This is a genomic window from Enterococcus rivorum (assembly GCF_001742285.1).
Classification (GTDB): domain Bacteria; phylum Bacillota; class Bacilli; order Lactobacillales; family Enterococcaceae; genus Enterococcus_L; species Enterococcus_L rivorum.
Genome location: NZ_MIEK01000045.1, coordinates 1 through 18610, shown reverse-complemented (window position 1 = coordinate 18610; position 18610 = coordinate 1). Strand labels below are relative to the sequence as shown.

The 18610-nt window shown below is 36.4% G+C and carries 19 protein-coding genes; 5 read left to right on the top strand and 14 right to left on the bottom strand.

The annotated features are described in order from the left end of the window. The first annotated feature begins 382 nt into the window (after positions 1–382). The 4 genes from BCR26_RS13330 (at position 383) to BCR26_RS18370 (ending at position 5751) form a co-directional block, all read left to right on the top strand. A complete protein-coding gene (locus BCR26_RS13330; RefSeq protein ID WP_069699492.1) occupies positions 383–2293 on the top strand; it encodes a beta-glucoside-specific PTS transporter subunit IIABC in 1911 nt (636 codons plus the stop codon). A 506-nt stretch (positions 2294–2799) separates the two neighbouring features. Then, positions 2800–4227, top strand: a complete 1428-nt coding sequence (locus BCR26_RS13325) for a glycoside hydrolase family 1 protein (protein WP_069699491.1) — start codon at positions 2800–2802, stop codon at positions 4225–4227. 207 nt (positions 4228–4434) lie between these two features. After that, on the top strand, positions 4435–5085 hold the full coding sequence (locus tag BCR26_RS13320) for a cell division ATP-binding protein FtsE (RefSeq protein WP_069699490.1): 651 nt from the start codon (positions 4435–4437) through the stop codon (positions 5083–5085). 357 nt (positions 5086–5442) lie between these two features. Further along, complete coding sequence (locus BCR26_RS18370) at positions 5443–5751, top strand: hypothetical protein (protein WP_139124953.1); 309 nt, start codon at positions 5443–5445, stop codon at positions 5749–5751. A gap of 263 nt (positions 5752–6014) precedes the next feature. On the opposite strand, the gene BCR26_RS18570 is transcribed toward BCR26_RS18370, so the two are convergent. From BCR26_RS18570 to BCR26_RS13290, 6 genes are all read right to left on the bottom strand, one after another. Continuing rightward, positions 6015–6188 (bottom strand): hypothetical protein, encoded by a 174-nt coding sequence (locus BCR26_RS18570; RefSeq protein WP_169818892.1) that lies wholly within the window; start codon positions 6186–6188, stop codon positions 6015–6017. Positions 6189–6198: 10 nt separating this feature from the next. Further along, the gene (gene glmU, locus BCR26_RS13310; protein ID WP_069699488.1) at positions 6199–7578 is read right to left on the bottom strand and encodes a bifunctional UDP-N-acetylglucosamine diphosphorylase/glucosamine-1-phosphate N-acetyltransferase GlmU; all 1380 of its coding nucleotides are present in this window, start codon (positions 7576–7578) and stop codon (positions 6199–6201) included. Positions 7579–7805: 227 nt separating this feature from the next. Then, positions 7806–8624, bottom strand: a complete 819-nt coding sequence (gene purR, locus BCR26_RS13305) for a pur operon repressor (protein ID WP_069699603.1) — start codon at positions 8622–8624, stop codon at positions 7806–7808. Positions 8625–8831: 207 nt separating this feature from the next. Beyond that, on the bottom strand, positions 8832–9668 hold the full coding sequence (locus BCR26_RS13300) for a metal ABC transporter permease (RefSeq protein WP_069699487.1): 837 nt from the start codon (positions 9666–9668) through the stop codon (positions 8832–8834). Beyond that, entirely contained in the window at positions 9641–10321 is a 681-nt protein-coding gene (locus BCR26_RS13295; protein ID WP_069699486.1) for a metal ABC transporter ATP-binding protein, read from the bottom strand. Before BCR26_RS13295 ends, BCR26_RS13300 begins: the two co-directional genes overlap by 28 nt. Positions 10322–10847: 526 nt before the next feature. Further along, positions 10848–11807 carry a metal ABC transporter substrate-binding protein gene (locus BCR26_RS13290; protein ID WP_069699485.1) on the bottom strand — a complete coding sequence of 320 codons (960 nt, stop codon included), beginning with the start codon at positions 11805–11807 and terminating at the stop codon, positions 10848–10850. A gap of 266 nt (positions 11808–12073) precedes the next feature. On the opposite strand from BCR26_RS13290, the gene BCR26_RS13285 reads away from it, so the two are divergent. After that, positions 12074–12472 carry a VOC family protein gene (locus tag BCR26_RS13285; RefSeq protein WP_069699484.1) on the top strand — a complete coding sequence of 133 codons (399 nt, stop codon included), beginning with the start codon at positions 12074–12076 and terminating at the stop codon, positions 12470–12472. Between the two features lie 159 nt (positions 12473–12631). On the opposite strand, the gene ispE is transcribed toward BCR26_RS13285, so the two are convergent. The 8 genes from ispE to epsC form a co-directional block, all read right to left on the bottom strand. Further along, positions 12632–13483: a 4-(cytidine 5'-diphospho)-2-C-methyl-D-erythritol kinase gene (gene ispE, locus BCR26_RS13280; RefSeq protein ID WP_069699483.1), complete on the bottom strand. Its 852-nt coding sequence runs from the start codon at positions 13481–13483 to the stop codon at positions 12632–12634. Between the two features lie 235 nt (positions 13484–13718). Continuing rightward, entirely contained in the window at positions 13719–13964 is a 246-nt protein-coding gene (locus BCR26_RS13275; RefSeq protein ID WP_069699482.1) for a Veg family protein, read from the bottom strand. A 132-nt stretch (positions 13965–14096) separates the two neighbouring features. Then, on the bottom strand, positions 14097–14657 hold the full coding sequence (locus tag BCR26_RS13270) for a sigma-70 family RNA polymerase sigma factor (protein ID WP_069699481.1): 561 nt from the start codon (positions 14655–14657) through the stop codon (positions 14097–14099). A gap of 93 nt (positions 14658–14750) precedes the next feature. Beyond that, positions 14751–15281 carry an NYN domain-containing protein gene (locus BCR26_RS13265; protein ID WP_069699480.1) on the bottom strand — a complete coding sequence of 177 codons (531 nt, stop codon included), beginning with the start codon at positions 15279–15281 and terminating at the stop codon, positions 14751–14753. A gap of 14 nt (positions 15282–15295) precedes the next feature. Next, on the bottom strand, positions 15296–16123 hold the full coding sequence (gene rlmB / locus BCR26_RS13260; RefSeq protein ID WP_069699479.1) for a 23S rRNA (guanosine(2251)-2'-O)-methyltransferase RlmB: 828 nt from the start codon (positions 16121–16123) through the stop codon (positions 15296–15298). After that, on the bottom strand, positions 16113–16511 hold the full coding sequence (locus BCR26_RS13255) for a Mini-ribonuclease 3 (protein ID WP_069699478.1): 399 nt from the start codon (positions 16509–16511) through the stop codon (positions 16113–16115). The genes rlmB and BCR26_RS13255 overlap by 11 nt, the downstream gene beginning before the upstream one ends. Continuing rightward, on the bottom strand, positions 16508–17920 hold the full coding sequence (gene cysS, locus BCR26_RS13250; protein ID WP_069699477.1) for a cysteine--tRNA ligase: 1413 nt from the start codon (positions 17918–17920) through the stop codon (positions 16508–16510). The genes BCR26_RS13255 and cysS overlap by 4 nt, the downstream gene beginning before the upstream one ends. After that, a complete protein-coding gene (gene epsC / locus BCR26_RS13245) occupies positions 17904–18452 on the bottom strand; it encodes a serine O-acetyltransferase EpsC (protein WP_069699476.1) in 549 nt (182 codons plus the stop codon). Before epsC ends, cysS begins: the two co-directional genes overlap by 17 nt. Positions 18453–18610: the final 158 nt, after the last annotated feature.

Genomic DNA, 18610 nt, shown 5'->3' with positions numbered 1-18610 from the left:
TATTAATAGAAAATTTCTATAAAACCTCTTTATTTTCTCCCTTTTTCAAAAAAGGATATTTCTTTTAGAAAGTTATAATGGTATAATAAAAAATATTAAATGACCGCGTAATCCTAAACTTACTTTTTGAAATACTTATAGATTTTAATTTGAAAGCGTTTCAAAACGAAAAAGAAACAAACAATTGATAGCGTTGTCACTATAGTAATATCTAACTGAACCAATCATCAAAAAAGGAGCTAAGAGAAGATTCTCTTACTATAAATTATGAACAAAAGGAGCATAGCATAGATTTGTCGTCCTGTGGAAAGGATTGGATCGTGACATTAAGTTGGCGAAACCTCGAAATGAAAACATTATGTCTAAATTTGGAGGGAACAAAATGGGTAAATATGAAGAACTTGCAAAAAAAATAGTAAAAGAAGTAGGCGGAAAAGAAAATGTTAATTCATTATCGAACTGTATTACACGCCTTCGTTTCAAATTAAAAGATGAAAGTAAAGCAAATACAGAAGTCTTAAAAAATATGGATGGTGTTGTAACAGTTATGCAGGCTGGCGGCCAATATCAAGTAGTTATTGGAAACCACGTTTCAGATGTTCGCAAAGATGTTGATGCTGTTTTAGGCGTTTTAGAACCAGTGAAAGATACCGGTCCTAAAGGAAATTTATTTGATCAATTTGTAGATATGATTTCTGGAATTTTCCAGCCAATTCTTGCTCCATTATCAGCAGCCGGTATGTTAAAAGGGGTTGCTGCTATTCTTTCATTTGCAATGGGACCTTCCTTTGCGGCTAGCTCAACTTATGCTGTATTCAATGCTATGGGGGATGGACTATTTCTTTTCTTACCTGTCTTTATAGCTTACACTTCTATGAAAAAATTTGGCGGTTCACCTTTCTTAGGAATGATGATTGCTTCAAGTTTGGTTTATAAAGGATTTATTGATGGCTCTATTACTGCTACCTTTGCTGAAAGTGGTGGATTAAACTTCTTTGGAATCCCATTTTCTATTCCAGCCGCAGGGTACGGCTCAACTGTAATGCCTATTATTGCTGCTACAGCATTTAGTGCATTTCTTGAGAAACAATTACGAAAAGTTATTCCAGATGTCGTGAAATTATTCTTAGTTCCATTCTTTACTGCTCTTATTGCAATTCCTTTAACTTTCCTAGTGATTGGCCCTATTATGAATGTAGTAGCTGATGGTTTAGGAAATGGCTTAATAGCTATTCAAGCTTTCAACCCAATTATTTTTGGTGCCATTGTCGGATTTACTTGGCAGATTCTTGTAATGTTTGGGATGCATTGGGCACTTATTCCATTCGTTATCATCTCATTATCACAAGGCCAACCAACAGCACTGATTACTGGATCAGGCAGTGTTTCATTTGCACAAACAGGTGCTGTTCTTGCTGTCATGTTAAAAACAAAAAATATGAGATTAAAAGAACTTTCTATTCCAGCATTTATTTCAGGAATATTCGGTGTTACTGAACCAGCAATTTACGGGATTACTTTACCGAAAAAGAGACCTTTCTGGGCTTCTTGTATCGTCGGTGGGATTACTGGAGCTATAGCAATGGGCTTAGGTATTCAAGCTTACCAAATGGGTGGCTTAGGAATCTTTAGATATACAAGTGTGATTGCTCCTGATGGCAATATGAAATTTGCTATCTACAATATGATTTTAGATGCATGTGCTTTAGTCGCTGGATTTGGACTAGCGTGGGCACTTGGCTTTAAAGATGACGAACCAACTATCGCTTTATCAAAAGAAGAAGCAAAAGCTGTTGCAACTGGTCACAATGTAACGACTAAAGTAACACCTGCAAAAGAAGAAATTTTTTCACCTCTAGAAGGTAAAGTATTGCCATTAAGCGAAGCAAAAGATCAAGCTTTTGCTGAAGGACTTATGGGAAGCGGACTAGTTATTGAACCTAAGACAGGTGAAATTATTGCGCCTTTTGACGGAACGGTTATCACTCTTTTCCCAACAAAACATGCAATTGGTTTAGTTTCAGATACAGGGGCAGAATTATTGATTCATATTGGGATTGATACTGTTGAATTAGAGGGTAAATGTTTTGATGCTTTTGTAGAACAAAATGCAAGGGTTAAAAAAGGAGATAAATTAATTACCTTTGATATTAAAGCTATTGAAGAAGCTGGATACAGTACGCAAGTGCCGATTATCGTTACCAATACACAAGATTATACAGATATCATTGTTACTGATGAAAATCCGATAAAACAAGGCGATCTTTTAATCACTACAATTCTGTCAAACTAAGCTAGCGAAGAATTTACACTTGTCGTTCTAAGATTGAAACCATATAAGAAGATTACGTGAGAAAAATATCCTTTATTTCACGTAATTTTCTTTTTACTAGACAACACCTAATTGCAAGAGTGAACTAGGAAACTATTTCCGCTCCACTACTAGCAGTCGGTGCCAGTGGAAAACCGTAGAACCGCTTGAGCCCAAAGGTTAGGTTTCAGAGCTTCTAAACTTCAAACTTGAGCTAAATAGACAGTGAGCCTAAATAATTCACATTGGCGTCTAAACAAGTTTACTGGCAGTAACTACTATTGATGTCACTATCGTTTTTAAACACAACCTAGTTCCGCTGTTTTTTACAACCAGTTATTTTTCTTCCCTCGTAATCCACTTGATGAATTGAAAAATGAGTACTTAAAAACAGAGGAAAATATTCTCAGAGATCATTAAAAGGTAGTGATGACAAGGAAGTGGTTTTTCCTAGATAACTCTGTATAAATATGAAGGAGTAGATAATAATGAGTTTTCCAAAGAATTTTTTATGGGGCGGTGCAACTGCTGCGAACCAATGTGAAGGAGCATGGAATGTTGCTGGAAAAGGCGATTCAATTAGTGATCATAACCGTGCTGGAGATCGCACCTCAGGAACCCATCGCGCATTTGATTTAGTCATAGATACAGAGAAATACTATTATCCTAGCCATACAGGGATTGATTCTTACCATCGTTACAAAGAAGATATTGCCTTGTTTGCAGAAATGGGCTTCAAAGTTTATCGGTTGTCGATTGCTTGGACGCGTATTTTTCCAAATGGCGATGAAGAATCACCGAATGAAGCTGGATTACAATATTACGATGATCTGTTTGACGAGTTAAACAAATATGGAATCGAACCTTTAGTGACGATTTCACACTTCGAACTTCCCTTTCATTTAGGTAAAAAATATGACGGTTTTTTAGACAAGCGTACGATAGGATTTTACGAAAAGTATGCAACAACACTTTTTGAACGTTATAAAGACAAAGTAAAATATTGGCTGACATTTAATGAAATAAACTTTGGAACAATGGAACACGGTAAAAAAATCAATGGTTTATTTAACCGTGAATACACAGAAACAGAACAGTATCAAGCGCTTCACAATGTTTTTATTGCTTCAGCTAAAGCCGTTATTGCGGGGCATAAAATTAATCCTGATTTTAAAATTGGTTGTATGTTAGCCTATATTACAATGTACCCGAAAACTTGCCGTCCAGAAGATGTCTTGAAAACACAACAAGTAAATGAAAAATTCAACTTCTTATGCGGAGATGTTCAAGTCAAAGGAGCCTACCCTTACTTTGCAAAACGCTACTTCGAAAAGAATAATATTCAATTGGATATTACCGCTGAAGATAAAGCCTTGCTAAAAGCGGGTACTGTAGACTACTATACTTTTAGTTATTATATGACAACTTGTATCGCAGATGATTTAGATAAGCGCGAAGATAAAACTGGTGGCAATCTTTTTGGTGGCGTAGCAAATGAATATTTAGAAACTAGTGACTGGGGTTGGCAAATTGATCCTGTTGGACTTCGTTACACCCTAAATCAAATCTATTCACGCTATGAAGTACCATTAATGGTTGTAGAAAATGGTTTAGGTGCCTTTGACCAAGTGGAAGCAGACGGAACAATTAATGATGACTACCGTATTGACTACTTCAAACGCCACATCGTGGAAATGAATAACGCAATTGATGATGGTGTCGACTTAATCGGCTATACACCATGGGGCTGTATTGACTTAATCAGCGCTGGTACTGGAGAAATGAGCAAACGTTACGGCTTTATCTATGTAGACCGTGATGATGAAGGAAACGGTTCTCTAGAAAGAAGTAGAAAAAAATCTTTCTATTGGTATAAAAAAGTCATCGAATCTAACGGAGAAGATCTTTCTGTTTAACTATTTTTAAGAGAAATAAAAGACTCCTTCATTTGTAGTTACAAGCTAAAAAATAGAATAGAAAACGGAAAAGGGGAGAATAATCGGAACAATCTGATTATTCTCCCTTTTTTTTGTGCTAGAATTAGATATCCCCTCTATTTTAACCATTAATTTTAAACACTTAAACAATAGTTGAAACAAAATAATTACAAAGGATGAAAACCAATGATTGATTTTTTGGATGTCACTAAAATTTATAAAAATGACAGTTTGGGGTTAAAAAATATTACTCTTCGAATTGAAGCCGGAGAATTCATCTATCTAATTGGAAAAAGCGGTGCTGGGAAAAGCACTTTTTTAAAGCTATTGACGCTAGAAGAAATACCTACTAGAGGAGCTATTCTTATTAATAATCAGGCCACTCATTCATTTAAAAATAAAGAAATGACAGAATATAGAAGAAATGTGGGAATTATTTTTCAAGATTTTAAATTGATTCAGGAACTAACCGTTTTTGATAACTTGTCCTATCGCCTCGAAATAGAAGGTCTTAAATCCGCAATAATTCAAGACCGTGTGAGAGCTGTATTGGCTATGGTTGGTTTAAGGGAGAAAGAAACGTGTTTCCCTCATGAGCTATCTGGTGGTGAGCAACAAAGAGTCGCCATCGCAAGAGCTTGTATCGTACAACCTAAAATAATAATTGCTGACGAACCTACAGCCAATTTGGATGATGCTAATGCATTTAAAGTCATCGAATTGCTGAAAGAACTCAACTTGAATGGAACAACGGTGGTGATTGCAACCCACGATGAGAAAATACAGGAAAAATTTCCTAATAAGACTTTAGAAATAAAACATCAAACTATTACATGAACGAAAAAATCAAAACAGAAAGGGAAGTGATTGTCATTGAAAATATTCTATCTGATGAAACGTGTCTTTAAAACTAAAAAATTGAACTATAAAACGACTCTTTTTAAACTATTGAAAAGCACTATCGCTATTACTATGATTAGTATTTTTTTCTTATTTAGATCTATTTTTCACAGCGCAAAGATACATGAACTAAAGATACGTGACAGCAATACGAATAATATACCAAAAGTAGACACTAGCGGAGAACTAATCTGGGTTTTATCGCTCTTGGAAAAGCTCTTTTTTGTATCAAGTGTATTTCTTCTATTCCTATTTATCGTCTACTTTTTTATTGTCCTTCAGAGAAATTTTTTATTGAGTAAAGAGAGTATTTTAGTAAAAAAGTTGAACGGTGGGAACAATCTTTCTCTAGCTTTAGAATTTTCTGTTGAACAATTAATAGAAATATTAGTTAGCCTCTTTCTTGGTATCATGATAGCTAATGCTTTAGTCAACAATCTAGTCTCCACAGTAAATAATTTTTGGCTATTTGAAGGATTAAGCTATGACAGCTTAGTTTTATTGTCTCCAATAAGTATCGTTAAAATTTCACTCGGCTATCTGTCGTTGTCGTTGCTTTCTTTTTTACTAGCATTAAAATGGATTGATTCGTTAAAAAATTGAGTAGTAAGTACAGATAAGTGCCGCAAGGAGGTTGAAGCAGAAGTCGTTTTGGGGCGAGAATTGGGAGCGAAAAGCGCACAATAGGCTTTCTGTATTGAGTGATTTCGGGAAATTTCCGAAGACCCAGACTTTTGACCGTCGTTTATTTGGCTTTAGAGGATGAAACAAAACTGATTTTTAGTTTTGTCCCCTCCTCATCTCTTCACAAGTAAAAAAACAGTGAGGAAAAACTCCTCACCGTTTTTTTACTTTACTATTTACTTTTAATCTCCTACGTTCTCTAAGCTACTTTCAACGGGTTCTATTTGTTTTCCATCTTTATCCAAGATAATCGCTTCTACTTCATTTTCCTTGGAAACTCTCACATAAGTATACGTAGCAACTATTCCTAAAATCAACAAAACTAAGCGAAATAAAACAACCGATTTCCTTTTCATATGCGCTCTTTTATTCCCCTTTAAAATATGGGAATTTTTTTGCATAACCGGCTTTATTTTCTTGTTTTGCACGAGCGATAGCTAAATCATGTTCTGCCACATCTTTAGTAATGGTTGAACCAGCAGCAATCATAGCGTTCTTTTCAACCGTCACGGGAGAAACTAGATTTACATTAGATCCAATAAATGAATGATCTCCGATAATCGTTTGATGCTTCGCTTGTCCATCATAATTTACAAAAACAACACCACAGCCGACATTGATATCTTTGCCAAGTTTTGCATCACCAACATACGTTAAATGACCAACTTTTGTATCTTCATCAAGACTAGCATTCTTCACTTCAACAAAATTTCCAATATGAACGCGTTCACCGATTTCTGCATTTGGGCGTAGGTGTGCAAAAGGTCCTACATCCGCATCTTTATGCACAACACTTTTTTCTAGCACTGATTGGATAATTTTTACATTATCTGCAATTTTACTATCAACAATTTCAGAGTTCGCACCGATAAAGCAATCTTCTCCAATTACAGTTGCACCTTTTATTTGGACACCGGCTTCAATCACTGTATCTGAGCCAATAATAACTCCTTCATCAATATATGTATTCTCTGGATCAACCAAGGTGACACCATTCATCATATGCATTTTATTCAAACGACGATGCATAATTTTATTGGCTTCTGCTAAAGCAACGCGGTCATTAACTCCCATTGCTTCTTCAAAGATATCCATTTGATACGCAGCAATTGTTTTGCCTTCTTTTTTCAAAATTTCAATAATATCCGTTAAGTAATACTCTCCCTGTGAGTTGTTAGTATTAATTTTTGAAAGAGCAGAGAATAATGCTTCATTGTCAAAACAGAAAGTTCCAGTATTGATTTCTTGAACCAGTGCTTCTTGATTGGAAGCATCTTTTTGCTCAACAATTTTCTCAACGATTCCAACCCGATCTCGAATAATTCGACCATAACCTGTAGGATCTTCTGCATGAGCTGTTAAAATTGTTGCACTAGCATTTTTCCCTTGATGGTATTCAAACAAGTTATTTAATGTTTCAGCTTTTAAAAGTGGCGTATCACCAGTGATTACTAATGTTGTCCCTTTTTTGCCTTCTAAAAGAGCACTGGCTTGCATTACTGCATGCCCTGTTCCTTTCTGTTCATTCTGCAATGCATATTGGCTACGATCTCCCAAATGGCCTTTAATCGCTTCTGCCCCATGTCCAACAATTGTTACTACTTCTGTTGGCTTTGTTTCTTCCACTTGCTCTATAATGTGCTCTACCATTGGTTTCCCTGCCACAGGGTGTAACACTTTGTATAGTTTCGATTTCATACGGGTTCCTTTACCCGCGGCTAAAATAATTGCATATCTATTTTCCACTTGTTTCACTCCTAATTTTGCTATATTTATTGTCTCTTTTTATATTATCTTCGTTCTTATTTTAGATTCCCTTAAACTCTTACATTTATTAAATACGACTAGAACCAATTCCTAGTGTAGCTTAATAACTGCTCTTTTTCAACTGAACCAATTAAAAAAAATAGTAGACCAATTAAAAAAAGCCTATCAAAAATGACAGGCTGGTCTTTCTAAAAAAGCAACTTATTTTATTGGTTAAAGTAGTTTCCTGGTACGACATTAATGGTTTTCGTTGCGGTATCAACATCTTTGACATAAAGTAATGAGGTGTAATCATCAATCGCACGTTCCCCTTTGAATTTAGATTCCGCAAAAACTGTAATGCCAACGAGTTCTGCTTCAAATTCTTCAATCATGCTCTTCATTCCGTTGACAGTTCCGCCACCCTTCATGAAATCATCTACTACAAGAACTTTTGAGCCACGTTTTAGACTACGTTTTGACAGTTCCATTTTTTCAATTCTTTCAGATGATCCAGAAACATAGTTCACACTCACTGTAGAACCTTCTGTAATTTTTGAATCTCTTCTTACAATTACGAAGGGAACATTTAAATAATAAGAGACTGCTTGAGCAATAGGGACTCCTTTGGTGGCAACAGTCATTACAGCATCTATAGGCTTACCTAAATATTTAGAAGCGATAATTCGTCCAACTTGACGCAACAAATCAGGTTCTCCTAATAAATCTGAAAGGTAAACATATCCTCCAGGTAGCAAGCGATCTTGCTCTGATAAGCGGTCGCATAGTGCGGTAATTAATTCTTTTGACTCTTCATACGGAATCTCGGGAATAAACCGAACCCCTCCAGCTGCACCAGGAATCGTTTCTAAGATACCTGTTCCTCTCATTTTAAAAGTTTTTTTGATAATAGCTAAATCTTCACTAATAGAAGACTTTGCTGATTTATAGCGTTCTGCAAAGTATGTCAAGGAAACCAATGTATGTGGATGATCCAATAAATACTGTGTCATGTCAATTAGACGTTCACTTCTCCGAACTTTCAAATCCGTCACTCCGTTTCTTTTTTTGTTTGATATTCCTTCTCTCTATAACTGCTTTCCAGTTTAGGTTATGGTATGTTTTCAAACTATTCGCTCCTTATTATAAGGGCTTAAGAGAAAAAATTCGAGTATTTTTTCACAAAAGATGAAAATAGTTCGCAATTTCTTGAATAAATAAGAAAATAGCAAGAAAAACTTTCGTTTTTCCTGCTATTGTTGGTTTATTTTTTTCTTACGTTGAAGCACAACAATTGCTTTTTTCGCTAGATTCACTATTAAAAATAAACCGATAAAAATAAGCGTAATGCTGGCGCTTGGTGGCGTCTCCATATAATAAGAACTTGTTAATCCAGCCAACATTCCAATGACTCCCATAATGACACTAATGAAAACCACGGTATTGAATCCTTTACCGATTCTCATACCAATCGCTGCTGGAAGAACCATAATCGCCGAAATCAATAAGGCTCCTGCAATCGGAATCATTACAGCAATGGCTACTCCTGTAATCACGTTGAACAGCATTGACATCCAGTACGTAGGTAATCCATCCACATGAGCTGTGTCCTCATCAAACGTCAACACGTACATTGGCCGCTTAAATAACAAGAACAAAACAACTAAAATCACTAATAAAACCGCCAGTATCACCACTTGACTCCAAGTTATGGTGACAATTGAACCAAATAGATACGATTGGATACTGGTAGCGGAGTTCCCTCCACTAAGATTCATTAAGACTAGCGCTAAAGCTAGCCCGCCTGACATTAAGATAGCAATTGAAATTTCCGAATAAGTACTGTAAATCATTCGTAAATATTCTAGTATAATAGCTGCAATAATCACGACAACCAACGTCATCAAATCAGGATTCAAATTTAAAAAGTAGCCTAATGCCACGCCTGCTAAAGAAACATGAGACAGCGTATCCGCCATTAACGATTGTCGGCGAATCACTAAAAACACCCCCAGCATCGGAGCAATGACCGAAATAAATGACGCTGCTAAGAACGCTTTTCTCATGAACTCATATGAAAGCATCTCCATTGAGAATCCTCCTTCCGCACTAATCGGATTTGTCGATCAGCATAGGCTTTAATATCTTCATGGTCATGGGTAATCATCAAAATTGCTTTCCCATGGGCATGGGCATTGTGTCTTAAAAGACGGTAAAATTCATTTCTAGAGGTTTCATCCATCCCGGTTGTCGGCTCGTCTAAAATGAATAAATCGGGGTCTGTAGCAAAAATACGTGCCAAGCTAATCCGCTGCTTTTGTCCACCGGAAAGTTCACCGATTCTTTTATGGCGCATTTCCCACATTCCAACAGCTTTCAGCGCTTTTTCAACATGTTGATGATCTCGTTTAGTTAAAGGTTTAAACCAACGCCCATGAGGAAAACGGCCTGAACGCACTAATTCTAAAACGGTACTTGGAAAACCTGCGTTAAAGGAAGCGATTTGTTGAGGAATGTAGCCGACACTTAGCTTTTTTCCTTCTTGATTTTGTTTTGAAATAGTTATGGAACCGCTCGTCGGTTTTAGCAACCCTAATGTACTTTTTACTAGGGTTGATTTTGCAGCCCCATTTTCTCCAGTTAAAATAACAAATTCTCCTGGATCTACATGATATGAAACACCTTCTAACACCGGTTCATCATCATAATAAAATGTTAAATTTTCCACTTCTATATAATGCATGGCACTTCTCCTTCTATATTAGGACCTGTCTGAAAATTTTTTCCATTAAAAAAAGAAAGTGACACAAAGGTATCACACTCTTTTTCTTCTAGAATGATGAAAGCTAGACTTTTATTTACTCTCTAGTATCTTGATAAAGTTATCATTCAGTAAAGGTTCAAAATCAAAGAACAGCCCGCACACAAGTGACTCCCCTATAGGATACCTTGGTATTGCTCCGATTACACTGCTATAAAGCACAACGAATGCAGTGATTTATGGCAATGTGATCGTAACGAAGTAAGCTGAACGATCAGTAAATAGTGCAATAACCGTGACCAGAAGCCAGTGTGAGTTACTTGGTCTTGACTTATTTAGCCCAGATTTGATGCTTGGAAGCCTGAGCTTTGGGTTTCAGAGCAGTTCCAGAGTTTTTCACCGGCACCACTGCTGTTAGTAGAACCTAGTTTATACAACACCAATGGTATTTATTTTTATAGGTGGTTTAGTTTAGTTTAGTTATAAATTTTTCCATTCACTCAATTTACTACTGAATACTCTTTTTCAAAGCTTTTAGGTTTTCTTCCATCACAGAGATATAATTTTTCCCTTGTTCTTGCTCTTTTTTTGTTAAGCTTTCTAACGGGTTCAACACAGCTAATTCTACTCCTGTTTCAGTTGCCAATGTTTTTGCAACTTTAGAAGAAGCTGAGGATTCAAAATAGATAACAGAAACATGGTTATCTTCTACATAATGCTTTAATTCTGCTAAACGGGATGGTGAAGGTTCTTGATCTGGCGAAATGCCTGCAATCGCTTCTTGAGTTAAGCCATATTGTTTCGCTAAATAGCCAAAAGCGGCATGTTGGGTAACAAATGTTTTATTTTTAGCATTCGCAAAAGCTGTCTTGTACTGATTATCCAAAGCGGCTAATTTATTTAAGTAAGCATCCGTATTTTTCTCGAAGAGATCTTTTTTCTCTGGATATTTTTTTACCAAAGCATCGCGAATGGCTTCTACTTCTTTTTGCGCCAACACTGGATCTAACCAAACATGAGGGTCTAATTCATGACTATGGTTATGTCCTTCGTGTCCTGCTTCGTCTTCTTCCTCTTCATGAGACGTTCCTTCCATTAAATCAATTTCTTGACTGGCTTCTACAATAGCAACTTTTTTACTATCGATATTTTCAAGACTTGCTTTTACCCACGTTTCTAACTCTTGACTATTATACACGAAAACATCCGCATTAGAAATTTTTGCAATATCTTTTGCACTCGGCTCGTAATCATGAGCCTCTGTTCCTGCTGGGATTAATAATTCCACTTCTCCTGCATCGCCAACGACTTGTTTTGTAAAATCATACATCGGATAAAATGTTGTGACTACTTTTATGCTATCCTTTGATGTTTCCCCTGATTCTTTTGTTTGTCCACAAGCTGTTAATGTAAAAATACTTGCAATAAATATAAGACCTAAACTATATTTTACGATATGTTTTCTCATTTTTTCGCCTCTTTTCGATTTATACGTTACAAATCGTAATATTTACGATTTACCAACAAGAACTAACTTACCAAAATATACCTATTTAGTCAAGGGTAAATGGCTAAAAAATTTCATACCACCTTGAACTTTCTTTATATAAAATCAATCAGGCCTAATTTCAAGCCTATACTACATACGTTTCTTTTGACATAAATATCTATAACAATTACATTAAAATTAACAAACACTCAGCAAAAATAATGAAACATTTAGGAGGAAGCAAAATGGCTAACATGGTATTTATTAATTTTCCGGTAACTGATTTAAAACGAGCAACTGATTTTTACTCAAAACTTGGGTTCAAAAAAAATGAAGCTTTTTCAAATGAAGATGCTAGTGCAATGATGTGGGATGATTCGATTTGGTTCATGCTTTTGCGTCATAGTTTTTATAGTGTTTTTCTTAAAGATAAAGAAATTGCTGATACGCACAAAACAAGTAGTGCCTTAATATCATTAAGTGTGGCATCCGTGGAAGCTGTCAAAAAATTCGGCGAAACGGCTTTAGCCAATGGCGGTTCTTATCATTTTGTTGATATGGGGATACCAGAAGATCAAATGTATACCTTAGAAGTTCAAGACCCCGACGGAAATACGATAGAGCCTGTATGGATGGCATTTTAATTCTATTTGTTGCTTAAATTGAACCCTTATACCACACAAAAAAGTAGCCTTAGCAAGACGTTTACTTTTGCTAAAGCTACTTTTAAAATTTGATAGTATATTTTAAGCTACAGATCTTTTTGGAAATAATTAGCAGGTAAATTTTTTTGGCAAACGGCTCTATTTTAAAGTCCGAACAATATACACTTCCTCACAAAAGCCTTTTAAGCCATTGTAAATACGTTGTGCTCGAGATTTCTTCTCACATAAAGCAAAAACGGTTGGGCCACTTCCGCTCATTAAAGCTGCATCTGCGCCATATTTCATCATTCGATCTTTAATTTGTTGAATAACAGGGTGGCGTTTAATTGTCACACTTTCTAGTGCATTGCCTACCTTAGTTGCCATCAAATGATAATCATTTCTTGTGACCGCATCTTTCAGTCCTTCAATATCTGGGTGTTGAATACTATTAAAAGATAGACTCCCAAAAATAGAACCTGTTGAAACACTCATTCTAGGTTTCACCAATACGACCCAACATTGAGGCATTGGAGGTAACGTTTCAATTTTTTCTCCACGTCCAGTCACAAAAGCTGTTCCCCCTTGGATACAATAGGGAACATCTGAACCAATTCGACCACCAAGATTAGCCAGCTCCTCTAAAGATAACCCTAAATTCCATAAACGGTTCAATCCTCGCAAAGTTGCCGCACAATCGCTACTCCCACCAGCTAAGCCGGCAGCAACAGGAATATTTTTTTGAATCTGGATTTTTACTCCTTGCTTCAAATGATATTCTCGCTTCAATAATTCTGCTGCTTGATAAACATGGTTTCTTCTATCTAAAGGTAGAAAAGAACTGTCCGTTTCAATGACTATTTTATTTTCTTTTGTCGCTTCGAAAGATAAACGGTCCGCTAAGTCTACACTAGCCATTACCATTTCAAGTTCATGATATCCGTCTTCCCTTTTGTAAAGTGCATCCAAGCCTAAATTAATCTTCGCTGGTGCTTTTTCTATGATTTCCATCTATATTCACCTATCTAACATTGACTACCTACAAAACTCACAATCTTTTAGATTTTATCATATGTCATGAAATATGTACACGCTTTGATAAAGAACTATTATTTTTTTCATACTCATTCATCTAAAAAAGAAACCTAAGATAAATAGTAGAATAAAAAAAGATAAATCAATCCTTATAATTTTAGACGACAAAAAAGCTTAAGAAAATAATTCCCCAAGCTTTTTCTCTTCATAATTAGACTGCTTCACTAAGAAACTCAATTTCTACTGTACGTGTTAATACATCAGAATAACTATAGGATACACGTTCAAATGAGTTCTCATCGGGATCTAAATCAACAACGAATACAGATGGATATGTTTCTGTCAAAATACCTTTGCGTTCAGTCTGACGCTTACGACCTGTTTGAGCAACTAGCATTATTTGGCTACCAATACGGCCTTCTAAATCTTTCTTGATGGAAGCTAAAGTTGTTGGCATTGCATTCACCTCAGATGACATTATAACCTATATTAATAAAAATATCAAGTTTACCATAGCATAAAGTGAAATGCAACTAAAATACTTCAAAAAAATACTGTTTTTTTCATGTGAATTTTCTAATAATTTAAATTAATCAAACATGATATCCTTCACTTTCTTTTTTGCTCGATCAAACGCGCTTCTAACGGTTCCATTTTTCACTTCATTTTCTTTAGCAATTTCAGGTAAATCTTTCCCAACGATATAATTGTTAAAGGTTGTTCGCTCAAATATAGACAACACCTCAGGCAGCTGTTCTAGTTTTTCTCTAATAATCATTTGATCTAGTGCATTATTATTTTCAACACCCATATAGTCAAAAAAAGTTTCTCCTTGCCTATCCATTTTTTGATCTAAAGAGATGGATTCTGCATCAATTTTCCTCTTAACTGCACACTGTTTTCTGACTAAGCTCTTGATATGATTTTCAAAATTAAACTTAAAATAGTTCCCAATTGAAATTTGCCGCTCGGCTTCATATTTTTCTAAAGAGTGATAAAAAATAATTCTTCCTTCTTGAAGCCAATCTTCTCGATCGAACCCTTTCAAATAATACTTCTTTCGCATCTTAAAGACTAATGGGTAATATTTCCGATACATTTCATCAAAGGCCATCGAGTCTCCTGACAACGCTCGTTCTATTTCTTCCATAAAAAAACTCTCCTTTCAAACCATTACTTTTTGCAGAAGTAACTGTTAGGGAGAGTATCATTTTCTATAAAAAAAGCTGAACCGAACGTACGTTTAATCTTTCTTTTTAGACAATTCTTCCAGCTTCTGGGATAATTTTTCCAATTGCCTTGAATCCCACGGGGAATTTCGTCGAAAATCCTGAAAATGGATATCCGTTGCATGAATACCAATGGTACGTTCCGATTTTTTTACCGTTTTATATAGCTCATTAGCAGAAGTACGTAATGCACCTTTCGAGAAAACTAGCCATTGTTCTGCTAAATCGCTCGTCGCAACAGTGACTTGTGTGAGACGAGTATTTTTTTCTCCTGCAATTCGCTCAATATAACTATCTGCCGTTTCATCTTCTTTCGTGAAAATAACAGTCAACTGATATTTTTTATAGGTTTGTTGAATTCCAGGAACCAGTTGGGCATCAAAAACAACCATGACTTCTAGTCCTTCATATTTTGCATAATTAGATAGTTGGTTCAACAAGCTTTCTCTAGCTTCTTCCAGATTTTCTTGATTTTTTAGCTGAACAAGTTCAGGCCACGAACCAATCATATTGTACCCATCAACAATCAGCAGCTGCTTTTTCATTTTTGTCACCTTTCTTATCCTATTGGATTCCGCCCACGATAGGCTTCGTACATTAATAGTCCAGCAGCAACGCCGGCATTTAAACTTTGAACATGTCCTCCCATTGGGATTGTAAGTAATTCATCTACTTCTTTATGCAGACCTTGGCTCATGCCACGTCCTTCATTTCCGATAATCAAAGCAATCGCCCCTTGTGAATTCCACTGGCGATAATCAGTACCTTTCATGTCCGTTCCAAAAATCCAAAAATGATTTTCTTTCAATTGCGCAATACTTTGAGACAGGTTCGTCACACGAGCCACTGGAACATATTCTACTGCACCTGTAGAAGCTTTTGTGACTACCGGAGTAATACCAACTGCTCGATGTTTTGGAATAATAATGCCATCCACTCCAGTTGCATCGGCTGTTCTTAAAATCGAACCAAAATTATGAGGATCTTCAATACTGTCTAAAATCAAAAAGAAAGGGGTCTCTGTCTTTTCTTTTGTTTGGAGTAGTAATTCATCCAAAGTTAGATATTCATAGGCTGTAACAGCTAATACAACGCCCTGATGCACCCCATGATCGCTCATTGTATCCAATTTTTGTTTTGGTACCCATTTAACCGGCACAGCATTTTCTTTTGCCAATAATTTTAGTTGTTCTACTTTTTCAGCCTTGCTATCTTCTTGTAAAAAAAGTTTATTACCTCGCCCTTGCTGAATCGCTTCAACAGTAGCATGATGACCAAAAACGAAATTATCATCGATGATTTCGGCGGTCGGTTCTTTTTCTTTTCTTACTGGACGCTCATTTTTTTTCTTTTTCCCTTTAAAGGGTGGTCGTTTTTCATTTCTCATTATTTTCACCTACTTTTTTTATACACCATGTTATCAGTTCTTCCAAGCGTTCTGTTTGTTTCGTTAAATGCAAGTACCCCATCAGTGATTCAAAGCCTGTCGCCACACGATAGGTGGTAATATCTGCATTTTTCGCTGAGGTATGACTTTTGGCATTGCGGCCTCGTTTGTACATTACCTCTTCTGATTCTGTTAATAGGTTTTCTTCTAGCATTCCTTGTATCAGCGCTGCTTGCGCTTTAGCAGATACGTAGTGTGTCGCCATTCTGTGTAATGTATTGGTTTTGGTTTGGCCTTGCTCTATTAAGTAATCACGAATATACACTTCGTATATCGCATCTCCTGCATAAGCCAAAGCTAATCCATTTAACTGAGTATAATCTTTCATTCGCTTCTTCTCCATCTCGTTCCTTGCGGGGTGTCTTCTAAAATAATGCCTTTGTCTTTCAAAAGATCACGAATCTCATCGCTTCTGGCAAAATCACGGTCTTTTCTTGCTTGGTTTCGTTCTGAAATTAGTTGGTCAACTTCTTCATCTAATAGCTCTTCTGATAACAAAATAATGCCAAACACATTAAGCCACTGCAATAGTTTTTCAATAGCTGCTTCAATCACAAGCATAGAAACCATTTTTCGTTCACTATATTGGTTCATCCATTTTGCGAGTTCATAAACCACAGTAATGCCATTCGCTGTGTTAAAGTCATCGTCCATTTCTATTGTAAATCGGTCTTCTAGCAAAGTTAATTCTTCTAGTAGCTGTTTATCATCTGCTAAACTCTCCTCAGCTGTTTCTTTGCGGAAGGAGAGGTTTTCAAATGCTGTTTTCAGTTTCTGTAAATTGACTGCTGCTTCTTTCATTGTCGTTTCACTATAACGAATCGGTCTACGATAGTGGGTTGTTGCCATAAAGAAGCGCAACACCTGAGGATCTACTTGCTTCACTAATTCATGAACAGTAACAAAATTCCCCAGAGATTTACTCATTTTTTCATCTGTTTCTCCCACTGTAACAAAACCATTATGCATCCAATAATTAGCAAAAGTCTTACCCGTTTTAGCTTCACTTTGAGCAATTTCATTTTCATGATGAGGAAATTCTAAGTCTTGTCCGCCACCATGGATATCAATCGTATCACCTAAAAGTTTTGTCGCCATAACTGAACACTCTATGTGCCAGCCTGGACGCCCTGATCCCCAAGGTGAATCCCAAGAAATTTCATTTGCTTTACTACTTTTCCATAAAGCAAAATCTAAAGGATCTTCTTTTAAATCCTGTTCTTCCCCCGTCCGCTGACTAGCGCCAATTTCTAACTCATCTACAGACTGACCACTAAGTTTACCATAGGAAGGGAACTTTCTGGTACGATAATAGACATCTCCTTGCGATTCATATGCATACCCTTTTTCAATGAGCACTTCAATAAAAGTTAAAATATCGGCCATATATTCTACTACTCGTGGATTGCTAGTTGCTGGTTTGATGTTTAATGCGCCGGTATCTTCTTGAAAGGCTTCGATAAAACGATCGGCAACTTCTTTTGCGGTGATTTTCAACTCTTCTGCTGCTCGAATAATTTTATCGTCAACATCTGTGAAGTTAGAAACATAGTTCACTTCATATCCTCGATATTCAAAATAACGACGAATCGTATCAAATGCGATCGTACTACGACCATTACCAATATGAATATAATTGTAAACAGTTGGACCACAGACATACATTTTTACTTTACCTGCTTCTAATGGAACAAATTTTTCTTTTTCTCTGGTCAATGTATTATATATTTGAATCATTTTTCCCCTCCATCTTCTTTCCTTTTATTCTTACAACTTTTGCTGGCGTTCCAACTGCCGTTGCATCCTCGGGAATATCGGTTAAAACCACTGAACCCGCACCAATTTTCGCTCGTTCACCAATCGTTACAGGACCCAAAATTTGCGCATGAGCTGAAATCAAAGCTCCCTTTTTCACTGTTGGATGCCGTTTTCCTGTATCTTTCCCTGTTCCTCCTAGTGTTACCCCGTGAAATAAAACTACATCTTCTTCAATTTCTGCTGTTTGCCCGATGACAAGTCCCATTCCATGATCGATAAACACTCCAGGTGCAATTGTCGCTCCAGGATGAATTTCGATTCCAGTCAAAAATCGCCAGAACTGGGCATGAATTTTTGCTAGTAAATGTAGACGATGTTTGTATAAAAAATGGGATAAACGATGCCAAAACAGAGCATGTAAGCCTGGATAGGTTAACAGAACCTCTAGTGTTGAGTGCACAGCTGGATCATTTTTTTTCACTGCCGTAATGCCTCTTCTTAACCAACTCAATTGAATCCCCCTCCTTTTGATTTAATCCTGTTTATTACGTATAAAACAAAAATTTTCGGTAAATCAGCACCACCCGTGAGAACGGGTGGTTTGCTCTGCGGGTGGAACCCGCTCTTACCGGCCTTGGTCTAAAGACCTACTGAATCAGTCCGCCTTCC

Excerpts from the sequence above, each read along its gene's own strand:
- BCR26_RS13255 (WP_069699478.1), bottom strand. The coding sequence starts at position 16,511 with ATGAAAGATTATACTCAGTTAAATGGATTAGCTTTGGCTTATGCAGGA.
- BCR26_RS13285 (WP_069699484.1), top strand. The coding sequence starts at position 12,074 with ATGGCTAACATGGTATTTATTAATTTTCCGGTAACTGATTTAAAACGA.
- cysS (WP_069699477.1), bottom strand. The coding sequence starts at position 17,920 with ATGATTCAAATATATAATACATTGACCAGAGAAAAAGAAAAATTTGTT.
- BCR26_RS13295 (WP_069699486.1), bottom strand. The coding sequence starts at position 10,321 with ATGCATTATATAGAAGTGGAAAATTTAACATTTTATTATGATGATGAA.
- BCR26_RS13275 (WP_069699482.1), bottom strand. The coding sequence starts at position 13,964 with ATGCCAACAACTTTAGCTTCCATCAAGAAAGATTTAGAAGGCCGTATT.
- BCR26_RS13270 (WP_069699481.1), bottom strand. The coding sequence starts at position 14,657 with ATGGAAGAAATAGAACGAGCGTTGTCAGGAGACTCGATGGCCTTTGAT.
- BCR26_RS13320 (WP_069699490.1), top strand. The coding sequence starts at position 4,435 with ATGATTGATTTTTTGGATGTCACTAAAATTTATAAAAATGACAGTTTG.
- BCR26_RS13290 (WP_069699485.1), bottom strand. The coding sequence starts at position 11,807 with ATGAGAAAACATATCGTAAAATATAGTTTAGGTCTTATATTTATTGCA.
- BCR26_RS13265 (WP_069699480.1), bottom strand. The coding sequence starts at position 15,281 with ATGAAAAAGCAGCTGCTGATTGTTGATGGGTACAATATGATTGGTTCG.
- rlmB (WP_069699479.1), bottom strand. The coding sequence starts at position 16,123 with ATGAGAAATGAAAAACGACCACCCTTTAAAGGGAAAAAGAAAAAAAAT.
- ispE (WP_069699483.1), bottom strand. The coding sequence starts at position 13,483 with ATGGAAATCATAGAAAAAGCACCAGCGAAGATTAATTTAGGCTTGGAT.
- BCR26_RS13300 (WP_069699487.1), bottom strand. The coding sequence starts at position 9,668 with ATGGAGATGCTTTCATATGAGTTCATGAGAAAAGCGTTCTTAGCAGCG.
- BCR26_RS13325 (WP_069699491.1), top strand. The coding sequence starts at position 2,800 with ATGAGTTTTCCAAAGAATTTTTTATGGGGCGGTGCAACTGCTGCGAAC.
- BCR26_RS13330 (WP_069699492.1), top strand. The coding sequence starts at position 383 with ATGGGTAAATATGAAGAACTTGCAAAAAAAATAGTAAAAGAAGTAGGC.
- BCR26_RS18570 (WP_169818892.1), bottom strand. The coding sequence starts at position 6,188 with ATGAAAAGGAAATCGGTTGTTTTATTTCGCTTAGTTTTGTTGATTTTA.